Source organism: Pseudarthrobacter sp. O4, assembly GCF_050157025.1.
Lineage (GTDB): Bacteria > Actinomycetota > Actinomycetes > Actinomycetales > Micrococcaceae > Arthrobacter.
Genome location: NZ_CP189591.1, coordinates 2,138,013 through 2,160,131, shown reverse-complemented (window position 1 = coordinate 2,160,131; position 22,119 = coordinate 2,138,013). Strand labels below are relative to the sequence as shown.

Below are 22,119 nucleotides of genomic sequence, written 5' to 3'. Positions count from 1 at the left end.
TTTTGCCGCAGCCCCAGCTCGATGCCTTCGCGCGGGCGGTTGCTGTCGCTCCGGCTGGTTGCCTGCGCCCTCACCGGCCGACGGCCGTTTTCCGCGCCGCAGCGATCTCCTGCCGGGATGACGGCTGTCCTGCCTCCAGTTCCCGCCGGGCTGCCCGCGACCAGTCTGCAGGACCCCCGGCCAGGATGCTGACGTCGGTGATGCCCGCACGCTCAAGAACGCTCGCCGCGGACATGGCCCGTTCGCCATGTCCGCACATCACGACCAGGGGCCCGGTCGGCAGGTCCGGGATCCTGGCGACCAGGGATCCGAGTTCAATGTTCCGAGCGCCGGGCACGTGGCCGGCAGCGAAATCGCCGCCCTGGCGGATGTCCATCACCGACGCCGCCATGTCAGCCCCGGAAATCATCTTCGACGCGTCTATCAGGGACGCGGCGGCGGGTTCACCCTGGTCAATCCATGCCGCCATACCGCCGTCCAGCTCCCCGGCGAGGGAATCAAAGCCGACCTTGGCGGCCGCCCAGACTATGTCTTCGGTGTCCTGGTAACCGCTTCGGACGATGATGACGGGCCGGCCCGGGTCGGCCAGCCATCCCAGCCAGGTCGCGAAGACCGGCCGGAGCGTGACGGACAGCGATCCGGGGATGTGTCCGGCGGCGAAGTCCGCTGGCTGGCGGACATCCACCACCTGGGCGCCCCGGGCCATCATCGTCCGGACAGTGCCGGCGTCCAGGGCTGTGAGGGCCGGGGTGCTTCCGATGACCGCCGGTCCGCGCCGGTTGACCTCGCCCAGCCGCAGGAAGTAATCCGGAAACGTCCCCAGGGAACCCAGGAGGGCATCAACGAACGCGTCCTCGCCGGCCACCTGCAGCAGCGGGTTGTTGGCCCGTTCCCGCCCGATCGTTGTGGTCCGTTCCCCTCCGGCGGCGGCGGAGCAGAATGATCCGGCGCCGTGGGTGGGCCACACCGGCGTCTCATCCGGCAGTTCCATCAGGCGCTGGAGCGAGTGGAACTGGGCCCGGGCCAACGGCAGCGTCATGTCCGGACCCAGCAGGTCTGTGCGGCCGGCGGTGCCGACCATCAGGGACCCGCCCGTGAAAACGCCCGCGGTCTGGCCGCTGTCAATGAGCAGGTAGGAAAGGTGCTCCGGAGAGTGCCCGGGGGTGGCCAGCGCCCTCAGCGACAGCCCGCCCAGATCAACTTCATCACCGTCCTGCAGGCCCGTGAGGGCGAATCCGCGGGGTCCGACTTCGGGGGCCAGCACCGTGGCGCCTTCGGTCTCGGCGAGTTCCCGCACGCCTGAAATGAAGTCGGCATGCAAGTGCGTTTCGGCCGCATAAATGATGCGCAGGCCCAGCCGCTGTGCCTCGGCACGGACCTCGCGCAGGTCACGCTCCGGATCCACCGCCAAGGCCCGGCCCCCGCCTAGGTCGAGAAGGTAGGTGGAGTTGCCCAGCCCCTCATCAATAACCGGGATCAGATCCAGCTTCGCCATGTGCAGGCACTCCTCCGGGATAAGGCCAGTCCGGGCCGTTGAATTCTGAACGTCATCACTTGCCCGCAGGCGTGCTTGACGCAGGTGTCGCCACCGGCAGGCCCGCCGCTTCCCACTCGGGATACCCGTCCTCGAGCCTGACGGCGGGGATGCCGTGCCGGCGCAACGTCCTCACGGCGTCGTCGGCGAACACGCAGTACGGGCCACGGCAGTAGGCGGCGACGGTGTGGCCATCCGGAAGCTCCCGCAGCCGCTCCGCCAGCTCCTTCACCGGGACCGAGACCGCGCCCGCGATATGCCCGGACCGGAATTCAGGCTCGGGCCGGACGTCGAGCACGACGATGTCGCCTCCGGCCATCCGGTCCCTCAGCTCGGTCCGGGTCAGGGTGCTCAGCGCCGACCGGTCTCCGAGGTACGCGGCCGCGAGCTCGTTGAGCTTTGCCACATGATCCGAAGCCACAAGGCGGACGGCCGCCCAGAGCTGGGCCACCCCGGGCCCGCTGAGGCGGTAGTAGATCCGGGTGCCGTCCCGGCGCGAAAGCACCAGCCCGGACCGCAGCAGGTGCTGGAGGTGCTGCGAAGTGTTGGCGACGCTTTGCCCGATCTCCTCCGCGATCTCGTCCACAGCGCGTTCGCCCTGGGCGAGAACGTCCACGATCTCGGCCCGGCGGCCGCTGCCCAGCACCTTGGCCACGGAGGCGAGTGCGTCGAACAATGCGTCCTTTGCTGCCCTGTCACCCATATGCTTTCCCCTCGCTGCGATTGAATTCAAGTAGGTACTTGACAAGATACAGGGTCCGGGTGTGCTATTCAAGTATTCAAGCATTTGCTTGAGCGACCTATCTGGGATGAATGCCCGGTACTACCGGAAAGAGGCGCAGTGCAATGGGTACCACAGCTACCGTCCGCAACGGCATCGACGTCGACCGTCTGCTGGAGACGATCAAGGCGATCGAATCAGATCCCGTACAGGGCAGCTTCATCTTCAGTGCCACCAGCACCTGGAGCGAAGGCACGCACAACGTCGGGCAGATCCACGGATTCACCCACGCCGGTGTTCACGACACCGGCCGGAGCCAGAGCTTTACGCTGGAGGGGGATGAGCCTCCCGTGCTCCTGGGAAACAATGCGGGCCCCAATGCTGTCGAGCTTCTCCTGCAGGCTCTGGGCTTTTGCTACGCGGTCGGCTATGTCGCGAATGCGTCGGCCCAGGGCATCGAGATCGCCTCATTGCAGATGCAGGTTGAAGGGGACCTCGATGTCGGGAAGTTCCTGGGGCTCGCAGGCCCGCGGCCGGGCTTCACGGCGATCCGTGCGCTGGCGCGCGTCTCGAGCCCGAACGCCACCGTTGAGCAACTGAAGTCACTATGCCAGTACGTCCAGGACAGCTCGCCGGTGCGTGACTGCCTGGCCAACCCGGTCCCGGTCGAAACCACCCTCGAAATCGTTTGAAGCGCCGGCAACGACATGAGCACACCATCCGAGGCCGCAACCATCGACCGCGCCGAGCTTGAGACCAAAGTCAAGCAGATCTACCGGGCGGTCGCCCAGAACCCCGCCGGCCACTACCACTTCCCCATGGGGCGCAGCCTCGCCGAACGGCTGGGCTACCCTCTCGCGTTGTTCAACCTGATCCCCGCCGGGGCCATCGAGTCCTTCGCCGGCGTCGGATACAACTTCGATCTGGCAGACCTGAACCAGGGCGAAGAAGTCCTTGACTTGGGCTCCGGCTCCGGAATGGACGCCTTCGTCGCAGCCGTCAAGGTGGGCCCCAGCGGGCGGGTGGTCGGCCTGGACATGACCGAGGAGCAGAACGCGAAGGCCGAAGGCCTCCGGAAATCGGCGGACTTCCCCCAGGTCACGTTCACCCAGGGCCACATCGAAGAACTCCCCTTCACGGATGCAAGCTTCGACTGCGTCATCTCGAACGGCGTCATCAACCTCTCCCCGGACAAATCAGCGGTCTTCCGTGAAGCGGCACGCGTTCTGCGCCCCGGCGGACGCCTGGCCATCACCGACATCGTCACCGAAAGGCAACTTACCCCACAGATCGTCTGCAATGCCGACCTGTGGGCCGCCTGCATCGGCGGCGCCGCCCAGACCGATACCTACCAACAGGCGATCACTGACAGCGGGTTCGTCCTTGAACAACTGCGGAGGAACCCGTACGAATTCCTGTCCGACAGCGCCCGCGCCGCGGCCGCGAAATACGGTGTCATGAGCGTCTCATTCCTCGCACGGGTCAGCTGAACACCCAGACGGCGGACCCATGCCACAACCAGCAAACCAATCCCGCCTCTACCGGAGCCTCGAGGGTGAGCGAGCGGATAAGTCCTGCCTCAGGCCGGTGCCGGCGTCAACAACGTTCATCGCTGCCGAACCGCCGGCATCACCAGCACCCGGGGCGGCATGGGCGCCTGGAGCGCCGCCGGCGAACCCGTCCCCTAACACCGCCACCGCCCTCACACACGGGGGCCGCCATTGACGGCCACGGGCTGGGCCGACACTGTAGTAACTGGGCCAGCGCCCCGCACACCGAGCCTAGGAGAACGACATGCCCTGCGGAGACCGCCGGACCGTCCACACCCCACCCCACGAGGCGGTCGCACAGGCGCGTGCTGCCCCGGCCAGGGAAGAACCCGGGATCCTGACCGGCCCGGAAATGGCCGGCATCGCCAACGACTCCGGCCTCCGCGTCGCGCCGCCCTCCAACACCGCGGATGCCCCGCGATGACCGGCCAGGACCCGGAGGGCCCCGCGGAACTGCAGCACCCCCGATTCGCGCGTACCTACGCCCGGGCGGTCGCCGGGATGAACCGCCGCGGCGGCACCGATCACCGGCGCAGCCTGCTTGCCGGCCTGCACGGACGTGTCATCGAAATCGGCGCCGGTGACGGCTCCACGTTCGAGCTCTACCCAGATGCGGTCACGGACGTCCTGGCCGTGGAACCCGATGACTACCTCAGACGCCTGGCCCAGGGCAGGGTGGCGTCCGCCCCCGTTCCCGTCCGGGTCGTCGCGGGAGCCGCCGAACGGATCCCGGCCGCCGACGCCAGCGCCGACGCTGTCGTCACCAGCCTCGTCCTGTGCAGCGTCGCCGACCAGGCCACCGTCCTGGCCGAAATCCAAAGGGTTCTGCGGCCCGGCGGAACGCTGGCCTTCTACGAACACGTCCGCTCCGGCCACCGCTTCCTCGCCGCTGCCCAAGACCTGCTGACCCCCGCCTGGCAGCGCATGGCCGGCGGCTGCCACCCCAATCGGGACACCCTGCAGGCCATCACCGCCGCCGGATTCCGCGTCCAGGACCGCCAGCGGTTCGGCTTCTCCGTCCACCGGCTGGTACCACCGGTCACCCACATCCTCGGTCACGCCATCAGCCCCGGCCCGGACCCCAGCCACTAACCACACCCGCCGCCGGACGACAGATCGGGCGACGGCGGGCTATGCATCGTCGTCCTTCCACAAAAGAGGACGAATTTACCTGCTATTCATTCGTTCTTTCTGGGTCATCGCCCCACGCAAATCGCCCGGGAAAAGACGGCCGCGCCAATGCCGCCGAGTTCGAAGGGCTGAGAGCGAACTTCACGCCGACCCATCCATCCGGGGATCTGAATCTGCCGCTGTGGTTCCGGTGTGAAATCGCCTCTCCGTGGGTTTTGTGTGGCGGTTTTGAAGGCTGAGTTCACCGGCGAGGAGACCGTTCCGCCGCCGCTTTAGCACTGATGACATCAGGCTGGGGCGTTGACAAGGCAGAAAGTGGGCTGTTTAGCTTGCCGCTTGAAGACAACCGCCGCGGAAGGAATGGTGTGGCGTGAACTCTGCATTGCAGCCCGGGCGTGACATCCGTCCGCTCTCCGAGTCCGATGCCGAGGTGTATGTTGCCTCCGTGTGCTTTAAGACCGGGCCGCCGGGTGCTGCCGGGGTGGAGGTCGAGCGATTGGTCCACGACGTCTCGAATCCTCAGTTTCCGGTTCCGGTTGCACGGGTCAGCGACGCCATGGCGTCATCGGAGGGACCGCTGCCCGGCGGGGGAGTGATCACCTTTGAGCCGGGCGGTCAGCTGGAGGTAAGCTCAGCCTGCGCGCCTGGTCTACCCGCTCTCGTCACGGCGACCCGCGCAGACCTTGCAGCCGTTGAGACCTTACTGGCGGCCGCCGGCCTTTGCTTCGGCCAGGTGGCTCTGGACCCTGGTCGGCCACCCGTGAGGTCATTGGATCATCCACGGTATGCCGCCATGGAGCAACATTTCGACCGCTTCGGCCCCGCCGGACGAACGATGATGTGTTCCACGGCTTCTCTGCAGATTTCACTGGATGCCGGATTCGACAATCCCGGGTCCAGCGGCGCAGCGCAACGTTGGGCGCGGCTGAACAATCTCCTGCCGGTCCTCGTTGCAATGTTCGCCAATTCCCCTTTCCTTCACGGCGTCCCCAGCGGCTGGTACAGCAACCGGCAGCGTATCTGGCTGACCATGGACCCTACCCGGACCGCCACAGTCCCAGCCGCGGTGGACCCGCGCCTGGCCTGGGCACGGTACGCGCTCGATGCGCTGGTGCTGTGCATCCCCTCGGAGGGGGCTTCCTGGAAAGCGCCGCGCGGGCTGACGATGCGGAACTGGCTGCGCGGGGAAGGACCAAGGCCCGCCACGCTGGGTGACCTGGAATACCACCTGACAACCCTGTTCCCGCCTGTCCGGCCACGGGGGTTCATGGAGATCAGGGTGATCGACGCACAGGCAGGCAGTGATTGGGAGCCGGTCACGGCCATGGTAACCGCACTCATGGACGACGAACACGCAGCCGACCTCGCCGCAGAGGCCTGCGCCCCGGTTGCTTCCCTGTCCGATCCGATCAGGACCGCCGCCCGTCACGCGCTGGCGGATCCCTTGCTCGCCTCGGCGGCCCTCGGCTGCGCCGAGGCCGCGCTGATGGCATTGCCCCGTTTGGGGGCCGACGCCGCCACGCGCACCCGGGCGCAAGATTTCGTTGACCGCTATACGGCGCGGGGTCGGTGCCCTGCGGAGGAGCGACTGGACCGCTGGCAACGTACTGGCAGTTATTTTGGTCCGTCAGAGTACGAGGAGGATCGCGAAAATGCCAGATAACCTTCCCGGAGCCGGCACCGACCCGGACACTCTCAGGGCCTTCATCGCCGACGGGCTGGAAAGGGCCCGGAATCGCACGCACGCGCTGACCGAATGCGACGAGGAGGATCTGCTGAAGCAGCACTCGCCGCTGATGTCACCGCTGGTCTGGGACCTGGCGCATGTCGGCAGCCAGGAGGAACTCTGGCTGGTGCGCGACGTCGGCAAAATGGAGCCGCTGCGGTGCGACATCGACCAGATGTACGACGCGTTCCAGCATCCCCGCAGCGCCCGGCCCTCGCTGCCGTTGCTCTCGCCGGAGGAGTCCCGAAAGTACATTGCCCAGGTCCGTGTCAAAGCGCTCGATATCCTGGACCGGACCCCTTTGGAAGGCGCGCCGCTGGTGGATCGGGGCTTCGCATTCGGAATGATCATCCAGCACGAGCAGCAGCACGACGAGACGATGCTGGCCACGCACCAGCTCCGCGTCGGCGTGCCGGTCCTGCGGGCCCGGCCGTTGGCGGAGGCTGTGCTGGCCACGGACCGGCCCACGGACCGGCACGCTCTGGCGAAGGAGGTGCTGGTCCCTGCGGGGACGTTCATGATGGGGACCTCGGTGGAGCCGTGGGCACTGGACAACGAACGTCCAGCCCACGCGGTGGACGTGCCGGACTACTGGATCGACACCGTTCCGGTGACCAACGGTGACTACCGGTGCTTCATCGACGACGGCGGCTACCGGAACACTCGCTGGTGGACGGCCCAGGGATGGAACCACGTCAGGGAAGCCGGGCTGGTGGCGCCCAAGTACTGGGAACGCGACGGTGACCGGTGGATCCGGACCAGGTTCGGCGTCGTTGAACCGGTGCCGGACGATGAGCCGGTGCAGCACGTGTGCTGGTTTGAAGCGGACGCGTACGCCCGCTGGGCCGGGCGCCGGCTTCCCACCGAGGCAGAGTGGGAAAAGGCGGCGCGTCATGATCCCCGGTCCGGGCGTTCGCGGCGCTACCCGTGGGGAGATGAAGATCCCGCACCCCATCACGCGAACCTGGGCGGATCAGCCCTCCGGCCTTCGCCCGCAGGCTCCTATCCGGGCGGGGCATCACCGCTGGGAGTGCGCCAGCTCATCGGTGATGTCTGGGAATGGGTCTCCAGTGACTTCCGCCCCTACCCCGGATTCACCGCGTTCCCGTATCAGGAATACAGCGAAGTGTTTTTCGGGTCCGACTACAAGGTGCTGCGCGGAGGCTCCTGGGCGGCGGACCCGGCCGCGTGCCGGGGGACTTTCCGGAATTGGGACTACCCGGTCCGCCGGCAAATCTTTGCCGGCTTCCGAACGGCGCGCGACGCCGTCCCGGCCGAGGTGCGTTAGCCCGTGTGTCGTCATCTCGCCTATCTCGGGTCCCCGATGCCGCTGGCGGAGCTGCTGCTCACCCCGGAGTACGGGCTGTTGACGCAGGCCTGGGCGCCCAGGCGGCAGCGGAACGGCACAGTAAACGCTGATGGTTTCGGCGTCGGATGGTATGCCCCGGGGGATCCGCTGCCGGCCCGGTACCGCCGGGCCATCCCGATCTGGGCGGACAGGTCCTTCGCCGACGTCGCCAGGGTTACCTCCAGCGGGGCCGTCCTCGCGGCCGTCCGGTCAGCGACACCGGGGATGACGCAGGAGGAGTCAGCTGCCGCCCCCTATGCGCACGGCCCCTGGCTCTTCAGCCACAACGGCCGGGTCGAGGGCTGGCCGGGTGCCTTGGAAGATCTGGCCGCTTCACTTCCGCCGGCCCGTCTGCTGGCACTTGAAGCCCAGGTCGACTCCGCCCTGCTCTGGGCCCTTGTCCTGGAACGGCTCGCCGCGGGGGACTCCGCCGGGGATGCGCTGACGCACGTGGTCAGCAACGTCGCCGCCGTCACCGGCGGCAGGCTGAACTTTCTACTCACCGACGGCACGGGCATCGCGGCCACGGCCGCCGGGGATACCCTTTTTTGGCGGGCCGGCCCCGGGAGTGTGGTGGTGGCCAGTGAACCCTACGACGACGGCCCCGGCTGGCATGAGGTGCCGGACAACTGCCTGCTGACCGCCACCGCCAGCCACGTCGACATCCGTCCGATTCCCAACCTCACGAAGGAACAGGTGGCCCCATGAGCCTCTCCGCCGATCGCCCCGACATCATGCACCACCTGCCCCCGGACCACCTGGGACGCAGCCTGCGCGCCGATGTGCGCGCAGGGCTCACCGCGTCGCCGAAAACGCTGCCGCCCAAGTGGTTCTACGACAAGCTGGGCAGCGAACTGTTTGAGCGGATCACAGACCTGCCGGAGTACTACCCGACACGGGCGGAACGTGAAGTGCTGGAGCTCTTTGCAGCAGAGATGGCGGCCACCTGCCCGGCAGAGACGCTGATCGAGCTCGGGTCCGGATCTTCCCGGAAGACCCCCTTGCTGCTCAATGCCCTGAAAGAAGCGGGATCGCTCCGCCGTTACGTTGCCGTGGACGTCAGCGACAGCGCACTGCTGGATGCCCGAAACGAATTGGCTCCTGCCTTTCCCGACCTTGAACTTCAGGCCGTGGCCGCGGACTTCGAGACCCAGCTGCACCTGCTGCCGCGGGCGGGACGCCGCATGGTCGCGTTCCTGGGCGGCACCATCGGCAATTTTGAGCCGACGGCGAGGGCCCGCTTTCTCACCGACGTCCGCGAGTTGCTGGGCGCCGACGGCGGTTCGCTGCTTCTTGGCACGGATCTGGTGAAGTCACCGCACGTGCTTGTCCCGGCCTACGCCGACGCTGAGGGGGTCACCGCCGACTTTAATCGCAACGTGCTGCGTGTCCTCAATACCGAGTTGGGCGCCGATTTCGACGTGATGGCGTTTGAGCATGTGGCGGTGTGGATGCCCCAGGAGGAGTGGATCGAGATGCGGCTGCGCGCCAGCAGGCCAATGCTGGTGCGTTTGCCAGGGGTTGGCATGGACGTCCGGTTCCACGAGGGGGAGGAACTGCGGACGGAGATTTCGGCCAAGTTCCGCCTCGAGGGCGTGGTCGAAGAGGTGGAATCGGCAGGCTTCTCCGTCGCCGGGCAGTGGACCGACCGGCAGAACCGATACGCGATGACCCTGGCCGAAGCCATCTAGGCCGGGCGGTGGACGGATGCCGTCACTTATCCCCTGACCGAAGGACGCCGACGAGTCGCTGGATCTCGGTCTCGGTGTTGTAGTAGTGCACCGAGGCCCGCACCACCATTTCCGGCCCTTGTCGTGTCCCCGTGAGGACGGAGTCGACCGCGGAGGAGGTCAGGGGTGCCACGGAGACATTGATCCGGTGGCCCGCCAGCCGGGTCCTGATGTTCCTGGCCTCGCTTCCCCTCACCGAAAAGGTGACGATGCCGCATCGGGTGATCCCGCGGTCGTGGACAGTGACCGCGGGAACCGCCGCCAGTTCGGACCGCAACTGCTCCGCGAGCCCGACAACACGCTCCTGCACAGCGTCCAGGCCCAGTGCCAGGGCGTACTCGGCGGCCCGACCCAGGCCCAGCCTTCCGGCGGCACTGGTCTCCCAGCTCTCGAAACGCCGGGCATCGCCACGAACTTCAAAGCCCGCGGCACCGGTCGGAGCGGCGGAATGCCCGTCCAGCATGGCCGGCTCAAGCCGTTCCAGGACCGAGGCGCGCACATAGAGGAACGCGGTGCCGCGCGGTCCGCGCAGAAACTTCCGTCCCGTTCCAGCCAGCACGTCGCAGCCCAATGACTGCACGTCCAACGGCATCTGGCCCACGGACTGGCATGCGTCGAGCACAAACATCACCCCAGCAGCGCGGCAGCGTCTGCCCACGTCCGCCGCCGGATTTACCAGTCCGTTGGCCATGGGCACATGTGTCAGGGCGACCATGGCCACGTTTCCGCGCTCAAGCTCTCGCTGCAGGTGCTCCACGTCTACTTGCCCGTGCGGATCGTCGTCGAGCACCACAATCTCCAGATCGTTCCGACATGCAAGCTGCCGCAGCGCAATGACGTTGCCGGCATACTCGGTGCGGCCGATCAGCAGCCGCGTCCGGGGGACAAAGGGGAAACTGTACACCGCCATCGCCCAGGCGCGGCTGCCGTTCTCGGCCAGGGCTATCTCGTTCGGCTCCGCCCCGATCAGCCGCGCCACCGAGGAGTACACGTTCTCCAGCCGATCAGCAGCCTCCTCCGCCGCTTCATAGCCGCCGATCTCCTCCTCACGGCGTAAATGACCCACCACCGTGTCCATCACAGGACTGGGGACCAGCGAACTTCCCGCATTGTTCAGATGGGTCACGCTCAGGACACCACGGGTCTGCCGGCGCACCGCTTCGACATCAATTGACATAAACCACATCCTGCCCCAACTGGGCCGGGAAAGTGATCCCAGCCCCGGCAGCAGGGACGCCCTGGTCCCGAGATGAAGGCACAGCCCGTGGAGCCCTGTAACTCTTCGATAAAGGCCCGCCCCGTAACCGTGCGAGGCTGGCCTTGCTGTCTATCCTGAAAGGGTTAGCTGCAGTTCCGGGGAAGCGGGCTACGCCTTCAGCCGTCCGCCGAGCAAGGATTTCCGTGGCATTCGCAGAGTACGACGTCGTCATCCAGAGCGACGCAATGAGCGTTTACAACTTCCTCGTGGACGCCCGGAATCTCCCGCGCTGGCGTGCCGGAATCCGCAGCATCGAGCTGGAATCCGGGGCCCAGGGGGCCAAGGGGGCAATCTACCGGCAGACCCTTACCGGACCGGGCGGCCGGCCCGTCGCCGGTGATTTCGAGATCATCGAAGCCCGGCCGGGGGCAGAGATCCAGTACCAGGTCATCGTCGGCCCAGACCGCCCGCGCGGCGGCTACTACCTGAGTACGGAAGGTCCGCGCACGCGGGTACGCTTCGCCCTGGAGTGCGAGCCGAAAGGGATCCTGGCCCGGCTCGGGTTCCCGTCCCGACGGGCGATGAAGGCTGAGGTCTGCCAGCTGGAGCGGCTCAAGACGGTGCTGGAAGACATGCCGCACTCAGAATAGAGGCGCCGTTACCCGCCGGTAGCACTGGCCGTAACAGTCGCCCCACACAACCCGGCCTGCGGTCAGCCCGCAGTGAGTACGGTATTTTTGATCCTGTGCTGATCTCAGACCGCGACATTCGTGCCGAAATAGACTCCCAGCGGATTGTTCTGGAGCCGTTCGACCCTGCCATGGTTCAGCCATCGTCGGTGGACGTCCGGATCGACAAGTTCTTCCGTCTCTTCGACAACCACAAATACGCCCACATCGATCCGGCGGAGGAACAGCCTGAGCTGACCCGCCTCGTCGAGGTCGAGTCCGGCGAGCCGTTCATTCTGCACCCGGGGGAGTTTGTCCTGGGCTCGACCTACGAAACCGTGTCATTGCCGGACGATGTCGCCGCCCGGCTGGAAGGCAAGTCGTCCCTGGGCCGGCTGGGCTTGCTCACGCACTCCACCGCGGGCTTCATCGACCCCGGATTCTCCGGCCATGTCACCCTGGAGCTGTCCAATATGGCGACGCTGCCCATCAAGCTGTGGCCGGGGATGAAGATCGGCCAGCTGTGCTTCTTCCGGCTCTCCTCGGCAGCCGAGCACCCTTACGGCTCGGGCGAGTACGGCAACCGGTACCAGGGCCAGCGTGGCCCCACGGCAAGCCGCAGCCACCTGAATTTCCACCGCACGGACCTCTAGGGCCGGCCGGCCCTAGAGGTCCGTGCCTGCTGCTAGAGTCCCTCGGCCGTGCGCACAGCCTGCGGTTTCGCCGGACGGCGGAACATTGCGACGACTGGTTCCACGAATTTTGCCGCGAGCGGGCCCGTGATGGCCATGATCAGCACGTAGGCCGTGGCGAGGGCCGCGAGCTCCTGCGGGACCACGCCGGAGGCGACGGCCAGGCCCGCGATGACGATCGAGAACTCGCCGCGGGCGATCAGCGCGGCGCCGGCGCGGAAGCGGCCAGGCAGCCCGATCCCGGCCCGCTTCGCCGCCCAGATTCCGGTGATCATCTTGGTGGCCGCCGTGACGAGTGCCAGCAGAAGCGCCCAGCCGAGCACCGGCGGGATGGTCGCGGGGTCCGTGTTGAGGCCGAAAACCACGAAGAAGATGGCCGCGAAGAGGTCCCGCAGCGGCTCCAGGATCCGGGTGGCGCTGTGCGCGGTGGCGCCGGAAATGGCAATGCCCAGCATGAAGGCGCCCACGGCGGCGGACACCTGCATGGCGGCGGCGAGCCCGGCCACGAGGAGGGCGGCCCCGAGCAGGTTGAGCAGGAAAACCTCTGAGTTCTCGCTGTGCACCGCCTTGGATACATGGTGGCCGTGCCGCAGGGCCACGATCAGCACCACGGTGACGACCGCAAGCGATATCCCCACGGTCTGCAGGCCCACAACGAAGCTGACACCGGCCAGGGTCGCCGTCAGGACCGGCAGATAGACGGCCATGGCGAGGTCCTCAAACACGAGGATCGAGAGCACTGCCGGGGTCTCGCGGTTGCCGATCCGGCCCAGGTCGGTGATTACCTTGGCCGCGATGCCGGAGGAGGAGATATACGTGACCCCGCCCATCACCATGGCCCCCACCAGCCCCCAGCCCAGCATCACCGCCAGCCCGGCGCCGGGGAGGAAGTTCAGGACCAGGTCAAGGATGCCGGCCTGCCAGGACCGCCGCAGCCCTGTGACAAGCTCCGCCGCCGTATATTCCAGACCGAGCATAAGCAGCAACAGGATCACGCCGATCTCGCTGGAGAGATGTGCAAACTCGTGCATGCCTTCGAGCTTGACGAGGCCTCCAGCCCCGAAGAACAGCCCGCCCACCAAATAGAGCGGGATGGGGGACATCCCGATCCGCCCGGCCAGCCTCGCCAGCAGGCCGAGGCAGAAGACGAGGGCCCCCAGCTCGATCAGGGTCAGTGCGAGCGGATCCATGCAGCTTATCCGTTGCGCAGGATGCTGGCCGCTGTATCCAGGCCTTCTTGCGTTCCCACCGCAACGAGCAGGTCACCGGGGTGCAGGACGACGTCGGGCCCGGGTGAAGGGAGCACCTCGCCTTCGCGCATGATGGCCACGATCGAGACGCCGCTGCGGGTCCGGATGCAGGCCTTGCCCATGGGCTGGTTGTGGAAGGGCGACTCCCCGCCAATGGAGAACTGCCGGGTGACGATTCCGGGGATTTCCCGGTGTTCTTCCGAAAGCTGCATGGCCAGGCGTTGTCCGCCCAGGAGGTTGCCCAGCGCGGCGGCCTCGTCGGCGGTCAGCGGGATGGACGCCTGGCAGGTGTCCGGATCGTCCCAGGTGGAGACGATCAGTTCGGTCTGGCCTTCACGGTATTCCACGACGCCGATCCGGCGCCCCGAGGCGGTCATGAAGTCCTTGCGCCGGCCGAGGCCGGGGAGGTCTGTCTCATCCACGTTCATGCTCCCAGCCTAGTGCGCAGCGGGGATTTTCGGGCGGCTTCAGGCGCGGGGCACCACGGCGCTTTCCGGCGTGCCCGGCGGCTTGACCGGCAGCAGGACCAGCAGCCCGGCCAGCAGCACCACCATGATGCCGAGGATGCCCCAGCGCTGCGCTTCGCCCGGAGCCACGAGCGGGGCGGCGACGGTGATGCAGAGGGTGAAGAGGGCGGGGGCGAGGAAGCTGACGGCACGGCCCGTGGTGGCATACAGGCCGAACAGCTCGCCGGACTCACCGTGCGGGGCGAGCCGGGCCAGGTAGGCGCGGGAGGAGGACTGCGCCGGCCCTACGAAGAGGCACAGGAACAGCCCGAAGATCCAGAAGGTGGTTGTCCCGGCCCAGTCCATGCCGAGAAAGGAATAGTTGCCGTTGCCGAGCACCAGGATCATCGAGCCGGCGATCAGCAGTCCGGTCAGCGAGCCGATGATGACCGCCTTCGGCCCCACCCTGTCGTCGAGGAAACCGCCCAGGACGGCGCCCGCGGCAGCCACGACGTTGCCGAAGATGGCGAAGAAGATGACCTCCTTGAGGGCGAACCCGAAGGTGCCGGCTGCAATGATCCCGCCGAAGGTGAAGACTGCCGCCAGCCCGTCACGGAAGACGGCGCTCGCCAGCAGGAAGTAGATCGTGTGCGGACTGGTCTTGTAGATTGCCCGAATGCGCCGGACCAGCAGGCCGTATGACGCCAGGAGCCCCAGCCCGGCTCCGTGCTTGGTCCTGGCCGGCTCCGGCACGGCGAACAGCACCGGGAGAGCGAAGATGAAGAACCACAGGGCCGAGAACACGGCCACCAGGCGGATGTTCAGGCTGTCGGCGGTGGACGCGCCGAACCAGTCAAAGCTGGGCTGGACGAACAACTGGAGCACAATCAGCAGGGCCGCAATGCCGCCGAGGTAGCCCATGCCCCAGCCGAAACCGCTCACCTTGCCAATGTTCCGGGGGGTGGAAACCTGGGCGAGCATGGCGTTGTAGTTGACGCCGGCGAACTCGAAAAACACGTTGCCCAATGCAATCAGCGTCACGCCAAGCAGCAGGAACTCCGGCCGCGGGAAGACGAAGAAGCACAGGCCCGTCAGGAGCGCGACGGCGGCCGTGTTGACCCCCAGCCACAGCTTGCGCCGGCCCCCCGCATCCGAGCGCTGCCCGGTGACCGGTGCCAGCAGGGCGATGGCCGCGCCGGCGATGGCCAGCGCTCCGCCGAGGACCGCGGAGGCCTGGTCCTCTCCGCCGAAGGCATTGGAGGTCAGGTAGACGGTGAAGACGAAGGTGGTCATGACGGCGTTGAAGGCTGCCGATCCCCAGTCCCAGGCCGCCCACGCCAGCACGCGGCCCTTGTGCGGGATCTGGCTACCGGATTCCAGTTCCGAGGCAGGGCGCATGGCCTCGGGGGCAGCAGCGGAGTTCATAGCGTGAATAGTATCCGCAGCCAACACGGCGACGGGCACTCCGGGTGAAAGAATTTGTGCACGCTTGGTAAACTGTCCGGACCGAACCTAACGAATGACCGTCTGCTCCAACTTTTTGACAATCGAATTCCTGACGTTGCGGAGATACCAGTGATCACAGTCCTTGCCGTGCACTTTGCGGTGGCTGCTGTGGCGCCCTTGCTCTTCCGGAGGTTCGGCAGGAACTCGTTCTACGCCCTCGCGGCCGTGCCGGCAGCGTCGTTCATCTGGCTCATCCTGCAGCACGGCGCCGTCTATCCGGACACCGGCACCCTGCACGCCGCCGGTACGGCCGAGGTGCTGCCGTGGATCCCGGGGCTGCAGCTTGAGCTCGCCTTCCGGATGGACGCCCTGGCCTGGGTCATGTCGCTGCTGATCCTCGGCGTCGGGGCGCTCGTGCTCGTCTACTGTGCCCGGTACTTCAAGGACAAGGACGAGTACCTCGGCGGCTTCGGCGCACAGCTGCTGGCGTTCGCCGGCGCCATGTTCGGGCTGGTCGCCGCGGACGATCTGCTCCTGATGTTTGTCTTCTGGGAACTGACCACCGTGCTGTCCTACCTGCTGATCGGTTACGCCCGCACCCGGCTGTCGGCCCGCCGCTCGGCCCTGCAGGCCCTGATGGTGACCACCGCCGGCGGGCTGGCGATGCTGGTGGGCCTGATCATGCTGGGCGTCAGCGCGGGGACGTACCGGATTTCGGCCATCCTGGAGCAGGCCCCGGCGCTGGTCACGGGACCGGACGGGGCGGCCGTCGGCGCCGCCGTCGTCCTCATCCTGATCGGTGCGATCACCAAATCGGCCCTCGTCCCCTTCCATTTCTGGCTCCCCGGCGCCATGGCGGCCCCGACGCCCGTCAGCGCCTACCTGCACGCCGCAGCGATGGTGAAAGCCGGCATCTACCTCGTGGCGCGGCTCGCCCCGGGCTTCGCGGAAACCGCGTTCTGGCTGCCCGTGGTGCTGGGACTGGGCCTGGCCACCATGCTCGTCGGCGGCTACCGCGCACTCCGCCAGACGGACATCAAGCTCATCCTCGCCTACGGCACCGTCAGCCAGCTCGGCTTCCTGACCATGGTGGTGGGACTAGGAAAGCCCGATGCCGCCCTCGCCGGCCTGGCCCTGCTCCTGGCTCACGGGCTTTTCAAGGGGACGCTCTTCCTCGTAGTGGGCATCATCGACCACCAGGCCGGAACCCGCGACATCCGCAAGCTTTCCGGTGTCTACGGCTCCGCCCGGGCGCTGGCCGTCGTCGCCGCGATCGGTGCGGCCTCGATGGCCGGCATCCCGCCGCTGGCCGGCTTCGTGGCCAAGGAATCCGTCTTCGAGGCCTTCGTCCACTACGGAAGCGGCCCCGCCGCGGGCCCGTGGGGACCGGTGCTGCTGACCGGACTGGTCCTCGGCTCCATCCTCACCTTCGCCTACAGCGCCCGCTTCATGTGGGGAGCCTTCGCCGTCAAGCCCGGCGTGGAGACCACCCCGTTCAAGCCGATCAAGCCGGCGTTCCTCGCCGCCCCGGCCGTCCTGAGCCTGCTGACCATCGTCTACGGGGTGTGGCCGGACCCGGTGGACGGCTGGATCCAGCCCTACGCCGCCCTCTTCCCGGGCGGGCCAGCGGACGACGCCGGATCCGCAGCCGGCGCGGTCGGCGCAGCCGGTCATCTCTCGCTGTGGCACGGCTTCACCCCGGCACTGGCACTGACCGCCATTACCTTCGCGCTCGGCCTGGCCATGTTTTACGGCCGCAACGCCGTGTCGCGTCTGCAGAGTCTGGTCCCCGGCTGGATCGACGGCGACCGCAGCTACCAGTCGGCCGTCGGGGCCCTCGACGACGCCGCCGTCTGGGTCACCGGACGGACCCAGCGTGGTTCGCTGTTCTTCTACCTGTCCGTCATCCTCACCGTGGCATTCGTCCTCCCGCTCACGGCGCTGTTGATGGCCGGGAAGCCGCTGCCCGGCGACCTCTACTTCATTGATCCGAACTCTCCGCTGCAGCTCGTGGTGGGCACCGGCATCGTGATCGGGGCGCTGGCCGCGGTGCGCGCCAACAAGCGCTTCCTGGCAGTGCTGATGGTGTCCGTCACGGGCTACGGCATCGCCCTGATGTTCGCGCTGCAGGGCGCCCCGGACCTCGCCCTGACCCAGATGCTGGTGGAGACCATCATCCTGGTCGCGTTTGTGCTGGCCATGCGGAGCCTGCCCGCCGAACTGCGGGACCGCACCGGCGGGAAATACCGGGTCATCCGCGTCATCATCGGCGCCGCCTTCGGCATCACGATGGTCTTCGTCGCCATCTACGCGCTGGGCGCCCGCGTGGCCGAACCGGTCTCGCTTGAATTCCCGAGACTGGCCTACGAAGGCGGCGGAGGGCTCAACATTGTCAACGTGACCCTCGTGGACATCCGGGCCTGGGACACTTTCGGCGAGATTTCCGTGCTGGCCCTGGCGGCCACCGGGGTTGCCAGCCTCATCTTCGTCCGCGGCCGCGGGGACGGCCTCCGGCCCGCGTCCACCGTCGCTGAGGGGACCGTGGGCCGCCGGAAGCCCGGCCGCGGCGCCGGGCGGGGCAACACCCGCGACGACGCCGCCCTGGCCATGAGCCGCCGCTTTGCCGCCTCAAGCCGCGACGAGTGGCTCGTGGCGGGGCGGACCCTGGCACCGGAACGGCGCTCGATCATCTTCGAGGTTGTCACCCGGATGATCTTCCACTCCATGATCGTGTTCTCGGTCTACCTGCTCCTGGCCGGCCACAACCTGCCCGGCGGAGGCTTCGCAGGCGGCCTCACCGCGGGCCTGGCCCTGACCATGCGCTACCTCGCCGGCGGCCGGTACGAGCTGCGCGAAGCAACCCCCGTCAGCGCCGGCGCCCTGCTGGGGATCGGACTCGCCACGGCCGCTGCCTCCGGGGTGGCACCCCTGCTGCTCGGCGGCCAGGTGTTCCAGAGCGCCATCATCGAACTCTGGCTGCCGGTCTTCGGGGACATCAAATTCGTCACCTCCACCCTCTTCGACATCGGCGTCTACACGGTGGTCGTGGGCCTGGCACTGGACGTGCTCCGCAGCCTCGGCGCGGAAATCGACGAGCACTTCGAAGAGCATCCGGCAGAACCGTCCGACGACCAGGAAGCCGGCGGGGCCCCGGACCAAGCGGCCGCCGAAGCCACTGCCAGGGGGAGGGCATGAGCGTCAACCTGACCCTGCTGACGGTCATGGGTGCGCTGTACGCCTGCGGCATCTACCTGATCCTGGAGCGCAGCCTCACCCGGGTGCTCCTGGGCCTCATGCTGCTGGCGAACGCCACCAACCTGTTGATCCTCGCCACCGGCGGCTACGCCGGGCTGGCGCCGATGTTCAGCAGGGACACCGCGCCTCGGGACTACAACGACCCGCTGCCGCAGGCGCTGATCCTGACCTCGATCGTGATCTCCTTTGCGGTCACGGCGTTCATGCTCGGCATCATCTACCGCACCTGGGTGCTGGCCCGCCAGGACGAAATCCAGGACGACGCCGAGGACCGCCGCGTCGCCGAGACGCCCAGCTTCGACGCCGAGGATGACTCCGTGATCCCGGTCGAGACCTCCGAATTCCCGCTCACCATGATCGGTTCGGACGGTGGCGGGATCTCCGACACCCCCGGAAGCAACGCTGCCGGGACCGGCGCCGCCACCGTCCAGGTGGCCGACCGCAAGCTCAACGCCGAAAACACGGCCGCGGAAGAACAGCCCGGCTCGCTCAACGTGACCCCACCAGTCCCGGAAGGAGGCGATAAGTGAACATCGCCAGTTTCGCCCCGCTCGCCGTCGTACTTCCCATCCTGGGCGCCGCCCTGACCTTCCTGCTGATCCGGCACTCGCGGGCCCAGCGGGCCGTCAGCATCTCGCTGCTGTCCCTGACGCTGCTGCTCGAATGCCTGCTGCTCGCGTCCGTCTGGGAGGGCGGCACCGCGGCGGTCAACCTCGGCGGCTGGCTCCCGCCCTGGGGCATCGTGATGGTGGTGGACCAGTTCTCCTCGCTGATGCTGGTGGTCTCCTCCGCCGTGAGCCTCGCCGTGCTGGTCTACGCCACCGGTCAGGGCATGGCCGACGGCGATCAGGACGCCCCCGTCTCGATCTTCCACCCGACCTACCTGATCCTGGTGGCCGGGGTCTCCAACGCCTTCCTGTCCGGGGATCTGTTCAATCTCTATGTGGGCTTCGAGATCCTCCTGACCGCCAGCTACGTGCTGATGACGCTGGGCGGGACGGGGCCGCGGATCCGGGCCGGCGTGACCTACGTGGTGGTCTCGGTGGTGTCCTCGGTGCTCTTCCTGATCGCGATCGCCATGATCTACGGCGCCACCGGAACCATCAACATGGCCGACCTTGCCGTCAAGCTCGCCGACGTGGACCAGGGCACGCGGAACCTGCTGCACGTCATGCTGCTCGTCGCGTTCGGGATCAAGGCCGCGGTCTTCCCGCTGTCCTTCTGGCTTCCGGACTCCTACCCGACGGCCCCCGCCCCGGTCACGGCAGTGTTCGCCGGGCTGCTGACCAAGGTGGGCGTATACGCAATGGTGCGCACCGAGACGCTGCTCTTCCCGGGGGACACCTTCAATTCCCCGCTGATGGTCGCCGCCTTGCTGACCATGGTGGTGGGAATTTTGGGCGCCCTGGCCCAGAGCGACATCAAGAGACTGCTGTCCTTCACCCTGGTGAGCCACATCGGCTACATGGTGTTCGGGCTGGCAATGTCCTCGGTGGCCGGCCTGGGCGCGGCCGTCTTCTACGTAGCCCACCACATCACCATCCAGACCAGCCTGTTCCTTGTGACAGGCCTGATTGAGCGCCGGGGCGGGAGCTCCTCCATGGACCGAGTCGCCGGCCTGGCCAAGCTCTCCCCGGTGCTGGCCGTGCTGTTCTTCGTTCCCGCCATGAACCTGGCGGGAATCCCCCCGTTGTCCGGCTTCCTGGCCAAGCTGGGGCTCCTGCAGGCCGGCGTGCAGCTGGGCACCCCGCTGGCCTACGCCCTGGTGGTCGGGGGAGTGCTGACCAGCCTGCTGACCCTGCTGGCGGTCGCGCGGGTCTGGAACCGCGCGTTCTGGCGCAAACCCGAGGACGCCGAACACCCTGACCCTGTGCTCCTGGCCGCCCCGGAGGACTCGGCCACCGGGCACCGCGCGGGGAAACGCAACGTCACCCTGTTGCCGCGGACCATGGTGGGCTCCACCCTGGGCCTGGTGATCTTCGGCGTCGCGCTGACCGTCTTCGCCGGGCCGCTGTTCAAGGTGGCGGATCAGTCCGCCGCGGAGATGCTGGAGCGCACCGCCTACATCCGGGCCGTCCTCGGCGGGGACACGCCGGTTCCGGCCCTGGCACAGCCCGCCCAGCAGCAGGGCGCCCAGCAGCCTGCCCAGCAGGGCGTGCAGAAATGAGCCGGAAGCGGATCTCACTGCGGCAGGAACTCCCGCTGCTGGTCTGGCTCGTGATTGTCTGGGGCGCCCTCTGGCAGGACTTCAGCCCGGGCAACCTGCTTTTCGGCGCCCTCGTCGCCGTGGTCGTGGCCAGGCTGTTCTACCTGCCGCCGGTGGAGCTGGGCGGGCGCTTCAACGGGCTCCTCGCCATCCCCTTTGCCCTGACCTTTCTGGTCAAAGTCGTGGCAGCGAGCTTCCAGGTCCTCTACCTTGCCGTGGCCAAGGGCCCCAAGGTGATCAGCGCCGTCGTCGCCGTCCCGCTGCGGAGCCACTCGGACCTGCTGGTGACCGCCACCGGGCACGTGATCTCGCTGATCCCCGGCTCGCTCGTGGTGGAGGTGGACAGGTCCACGTCCACGCTCTACATCCACGGCGTGAACGTCCGCAACGCCGAGGACGCCGCCAAGCTCCGCAAGGAAGTCCGCGACACCGAGGCCGGGCTGATCCGGATCATGGGCACCAAGGACGAACTGTCCGCCCTCAACCAGGAGGTGGGCGCATGATGCCGCTTGTCCTGACCGTGACCGCCGTGGTGCTGTCCCTGGCCGCCGCGGGGGCGATCATCCGGATCGCGAGGGGCCCTTCGCTGCTGGACCGGGTGCTCGCCGCCGACGTGCTGCTGGCCATCTTCGGGGCGGCGCTGTGCATCGACATGGCCGTGAACCGGCACCTCAACAACCTCATGCTGCTCGTCGCCGTGTCCATCATCGGGTTCATCGGCTCGGTGACCGTGGCCCGGTTCGTCGCCGACCGGCGGGAGCATGCCCGTGAATCCTGATACGTTCTCCGGCGATACCGTGATCGACGCCGTCTCTGCGGCGTTCATGGTGGTCGGCGCGCTGATGTCCCTCGGCGCGGCCGTGGGCCTGCTGCGCTTCCCCGATCTGATGAGCAGGATGCACGCGGCCACGAAGCCGCAGGTGCTCGGCCTGTTCCTGCTGCTCTGCGCGGTGGGCCTGCAGATGCGCACCTGGTGGGTGTGGCCGGTGCTCGTGGTGGCCTGGATCTTCCAGCTGCTCACCGTGCCGGTGTCCGCCCACATGGTGGGCCGGGCCGGTTACCGCACCAAGCACCTCCATCCGGAGCTGCTCAGCGCCGATGAGCTGGAGGCCGTGGTACAGCAGGCCGCGGGCAAGAGCGGTTTCGACGACGACTCAGCCGACGGCGGCGGCGGGAGCCGCCGGTGACCTGGACCGAAGGCGGTGGCCGGGGCCGCCG

At 67.6% G+C, this 22,119-nt stretch carries 22 protein-coding genes; 16 read left to right on the top strand and 6 right to left on the bottom strand.

Translation table 11 applies throughout. The features are described from left to right. Positions 1–70: 70 nt before the first annotated feature. Positions 71–1,495: an MBL fold metallo-hydrolase gene (locus ACQCSU_RS09940; protein WP_426979565.1), complete on the bottom strand. Its 1,425-nt coding sequence runs from the start codon at positions 1,493–1,495 to the stop codon at positions 71–73. Between the two features lie 55 nt (positions 1,496–1,550). After that, on the bottom strand, positions 1,551–2,237 hold the full coding sequence (locus ACQCSU_RS09935; RefSeq protein WP_426979564.1) for an ArsR/SmtB family transcription factor: 687 nt from the start codon (positions 2,235–2,237) through the stop codon (positions 1,551–1,553). A gap of 143 nt (positions 2,238–2,380) precedes the next feature. Between ACQCSU_RS09935 and ACQCSU_RS09930 the strand changes: the two genes are divergently transcribed. The 8 genes from ACQCSU_RS09930 (at position 2,381) to egtD (ending at position 9,701) form a co-directional block, all read left to right on the top strand. Beyond that, positions 2,381–2,947 (top strand): OsmC family protein, encoded by a 567-nt coding sequence (locus ACQCSU_RS09930; protein ID WP_426979563.1) that lies wholly within the window; start codon positions 2,381–2,383, stop codon positions 2,945–2,947. A 15-nt stretch (positions 2,948–2,962) separates the two neighbouring features. Next, on the top strand, positions 2,963–3,745 hold the full coding sequence (locus tag ACQCSU_RS09925) for a methyltransferase domain-containing protein (protein WP_426979562.1): 783 nt from the start codon (positions 2,963–2,965) through the stop codon (positions 3,743–3,745). A gap of 304 nt (positions 3,746–4,049) precedes the next feature. Further along, the gene (locus ACQCSU_RS09920; RefSeq protein WP_426979561.1) at positions 4,050–4,229 is read left to right on the top strand and encodes a hypothetical protein; all 180 of its coding nucleotides are present in this window, start codon (positions 4,050–4,052) and stop codon (positions 4,227–4,229) included. Next, positions 4,226–4,897: a class I SAM-dependent methyltransferase gene (locus tag ACQCSU_RS09915; RefSeq protein WP_426979560.1), complete on the top strand. Its 672-nt coding sequence runs from the start codon at positions 4,226–4,228 to the stop codon at positions 4,895–4,897. Before ACQCSU_RS09920 ends, ACQCSU_RS09915 begins: the two co-directional genes overlap by 4 nt. A 409-nt stretch (positions 4,898–5,306) precedes the next feature. Beyond that, on the top strand, positions 5,307–6,599 hold the full coding sequence (gene egtA, locus ACQCSU_RS09910) for an ergothioneine biosynthesis glutamate--cysteine ligase EgtA (RefSeq protein ID WP_426979559.1): 1,293 nt from the start codon (positions 5,307–5,309) through the stop codon (positions 6,597–6,599). Further along, complete coding sequence (egtB, locus tag ACQCSU_RS09905; RefSeq protein WP_426979558.1) at positions 6,589–7,950, top strand: ergothioneine biosynthesis protein EgtB; 1,362 nt, start codon at positions 6,589–6,591, stop codon at positions 7,948–7,950. Before egtA ends, egtB begins: the two co-directional genes overlap by 11 nt. Before the next feature lie 3 nt (positions 7,951–7,953). Beyond that, on the top strand, positions 7,954–8,718 hold the full coding sequence (egtC, locus tag ACQCSU_RS09900) for an ergothioneine biosynthesis protein EgtC (protein ID WP_426979557.1): 765 nt from the start codon (positions 7,954–7,956) through the stop codon (positions 8,716–8,718). Further along, complete coding sequence (egtD, locus tag ACQCSU_RS09895) at positions 8,715–9,701, top strand: L-histidine N(alpha)-methyltransferase (protein ID WP_426979556.1); 987 nt, start codon at positions 8,715–8,717, stop codon at positions 9,699–9,701. Before egtC ends, egtD begins: the two co-directional genes overlap by 4 nt. 22 nt (positions 9,702–9,723) lie before the next feature. Here egtD and ACQCSU_RS09890 read toward each other — a convergent pair whose 3' ends face one another. Next, on the bottom strand, positions 9,724–10,917 hold the full coding sequence (locus ACQCSU_RS09890; RefSeq protein ID WP_426979555.1) for an aminotransferase class V-fold PLP-dependent enzyme: 1,194 nt from the start codon (positions 10,915–10,917) through the stop codon (positions 9,724–9,726). 224 nt (positions 10,918–11,141) lie between these two features. Here ACQCSU_RS09890 and ACQCSU_RS09885 point away from each other — a divergent pair, with 224 nt between their 5' ends. Both ACQCSU_RS09885 and dcd read left to right on the top strand, forming a co-directional pair. Further along, positions 11,142–11,588: an SRPBCC family protein gene (locus ACQCSU_RS09885; RefSeq protein ID WP_426979554.1), complete on the top strand. Its 447-nt coding sequence runs from the start codon at positions 11,142–11,144 to the stop codon at positions 11,586–11,588. 95 nt (positions 11,589–11,683) lie between these two features. After that, entirely contained in the window at positions 11,684–12,259 is a 576-nt protein-coding gene (dcd, locus tag ACQCSU_RS09880; protein WP_426979553.1) for a dCTP deaminase, read from the top strand. A 32-nt stretch (positions 12,260–12,291) separates the two neighbouring features. Here dcd and ACQCSU_RS09875 read toward each other — a convergent pair whose 3' ends face one another. From ACQCSU_RS09875 to ACQCSU_RS09865, 3 genes are read right to left on the bottom strand one after another with little or no spacing between them, the layout of a single operon-like run. Then, a complete protein-coding gene (locus tag ACQCSU_RS09875; protein WP_426979552.1) occupies positions 12,292–13,488 on the bottom strand; it encodes a cation:proton antiporter in 1,197 nt (398 codons plus the stop codon). 5 nt (positions 13,489–13,493) lie between these two features. Then, a complete protein-coding gene (locus ACQCSU_RS09870) occupies positions 13,494–13,976 on the bottom strand; it encodes a cation:proton antiporter regulatory subunit (RefSeq protein WP_426979551.1) in 483 nt (160 codons plus the stop codon). A gap of 39 nt (positions 13,977–14,015) precedes the next feature. Further along, positions 14,016–15,419 (bottom strand): MFS transporter, encoded by a 1,404-nt coding sequence (locus tag ACQCSU_RS09865; RefSeq protein ID WP_426979550.1) that lies wholly within the window; start codon positions 15,417–15,419, stop codon positions 14,016–14,018. A 150-nt stretch (positions 15,420–15,569) separates the two neighbouring features. On the opposite strand from ACQCSU_RS09865, the gene ACQCSU_RS09860 reads away from it, so the two are divergent. From ACQCSU_RS09860 to mnhG, 6 genes are read left to right on the top strand one after another with little or no spacing between them, the layout of a single operon-like run. Beyond that, the gene (locus tag ACQCSU_RS09860; RefSeq protein ID WP_426979549.1) at positions 15,570–18,635 is read left to right on the top strand and encodes a Na+/H+ antiporter subunit A; all 3,066 of its coding nucleotides are present in this window, start codon (positions 15,570–15,572) and stop codon (positions 18,633–18,635) included. After that, the gene (locus ACQCSU_RS09855; protein ID WP_426979548.1) at positions 18,632–19,225 is read left to right on the top strand and encodes a Na(+)/H(+) antiporter subunit C; all 594 of its coding nucleotides are present in this window, start codon (positions 18,632–18,634) and stop codon (positions 19,223–19,225) included. Before ACQCSU_RS09860 ends, ACQCSU_RS09855 begins: the two co-directional genes overlap by 4 nt. Continuing rightward, positions 19,222–20,862 carry a Na+/H+ antiporter subunit D gene (locus tag ACQCSU_RS09850; protein ID WP_426979547.1) on the top strand — a complete coding sequence of 547 codons (1,641 nt, stop codon included), beginning with the start codon at positions 19,222–19,224 and terminating at the stop codon, positions 20,860–20,862. Before ACQCSU_RS09855 ends, ACQCSU_RS09850 begins: the two co-directional genes overlap by 4 nt. Continuing rightward, positions 20,859–21,404 carry a Na+/H+ antiporter subunit E gene (locus tag ACQCSU_RS09845; protein ID WP_426979546.1) on the top strand — a complete coding sequence of 182 codons (546 nt, stop codon included), beginning with the start codon at positions 20,859–20,861 and terminating at the stop codon, positions 21,402–21,404. Before ACQCSU_RS09850 ends, ACQCSU_RS09845 begins: the two co-directional genes overlap by 4 nt. Next, positions 21,401–21,679, top strand: a complete 279-nt coding sequence (locus tag ACQCSU_RS09840; protein ID WP_426979545.1) for a monovalent cation/H+ antiporter complex subunit F — start codon at positions 21,401–21,403, stop codon at positions 21,677–21,679. The genes ACQCSU_RS09845 and ACQCSU_RS09840 overlap by 4 nt, the downstream gene beginning before the upstream one ends. Further along, the gene (gene mnhG / locus ACQCSU_RS09835; RefSeq protein WP_426979544.1) at positions 21,669–22,088 is read left to right on the top strand and encodes a monovalent cation/H(+) antiporter subunit G; all 420 of its coding nucleotides are present in this window, start codon (positions 21,669–21,671) and stop codon (positions 22,086–22,088) included. Before ACQCSU_RS09840 ends, mnhG begins: the two co-directional genes overlap by 11 nt. The last annotated feature ends 31 nt before the right edge of the window (positions 22,089–22,119 follow it).

Excerpts from the sequence above, each read along its gene's own strand:
- ACQCSU_RS09920 (WP_426979561.1), top strand. The coding sequence starts at position 4,050 with ATGCCCTGCGGAGACCGCCGGACCGTCCACACCCCACCCCACGAGGCG.
- ACQCSU_RS09890 (WP_426979555.1), bottom strand. The coding sequence starts at position 10,917 with ATGTCAATTGATGTCGAAGCGGTGCGCCGGCAGACCCGTGGTGTCCTG.
- ACQCSU_RS09840 (WP_426979545.1), top strand. The coding sequence starts at position 21,401 with ATGATGCCGCTTGTCCTGACCGTGACCGCCGTGGTGCTGTCCCTGGCC.
- ACQCSU_RS09855 (WP_426979548.1), top strand. The coding sequence starts at position 18,632 with ATGAGCGTCAACCTGACCCTGCTGACGGTCATGGGTGCGCTGTACGCC.
- ACQCSU_RS09875 (WP_426979552.1), bottom strand. The coding sequence starts at position 13,488 with ATGGATCCGCTCGCACTGACCCTGATCGAGCTGGGGGCCCTCGTCTTC.
- ACQCSU_RS09935 (WP_426979564.1), bottom strand. The coding sequence starts at position 2,237 with ATGGGTGACAGGGCAGCAAAGGACGCATTGTTCGACGCACTCGCCTCC.
- ACQCSU_RS09940 (WP_426979565.1), bottom strand. The coding sequence starts at position 1,495 with ATGGCGAAGCTGGATCTGATCCCGGTTATTGATGAGGGGCTGGGCAAC.
- ACQCSU_RS09915 (WP_426979560.1), top strand. The coding sequence starts at position 4,226 with ATGACCGGCCAGGACCCGGAGGGCCCCGCGGAACTGCAGCACCCCCGA.
- ACQCSU_RS09925 (WP_426979562.1), top strand. The coding sequence starts at position 2,963 with ATGAGCACACCATCCGAGGCCGCAACCATCGACCGCGCCGAGCTTGAG.
- ACQCSU_RS09870 (WP_426979551.1), bottom strand. The coding sequence starts at position 13,976 with ATGAACGTGGATGAGACAGACCTCCCCGGCCTCGGCCGGCGCAAGGAC.
- egtB (WP_426979558.1), top strand. The coding sequence starts at position 6,589 with ATGCCAGATAACCTTCCCGGAGCCGGCACCGACCCGGACACTCTCAGG.
- ACQCSU_RS09865 (WP_426979550.1), bottom strand. The coding sequence starts at position 15,419 with ATGAACTCCGCTGCTGCCCCCGAGGCCATGCGCCCTGCCTCGGAACTG.
- egtD (WP_426979556.1), top strand. The coding sequence starts at position 8,715 with ATGAGCCTCTCCGCCGATCGCCCCGACATCATGCACCACCTGCCCCCG.
- ACQCSU_RS09845 (WP_426979546.1), top strand. The coding sequence starts at position 20,859 with ATGAGCCGGAAGCGGATCTCACTGCGGCAGGAACTCCCGCTGCTGGTC.
- ACQCSU_RS09930 (WP_426979563.1), top strand. The coding sequence starts at position 2,381 with ATGGGTACCACAGCTACCGTCCGCAACGGCATCGACGTCGACCGTCTG.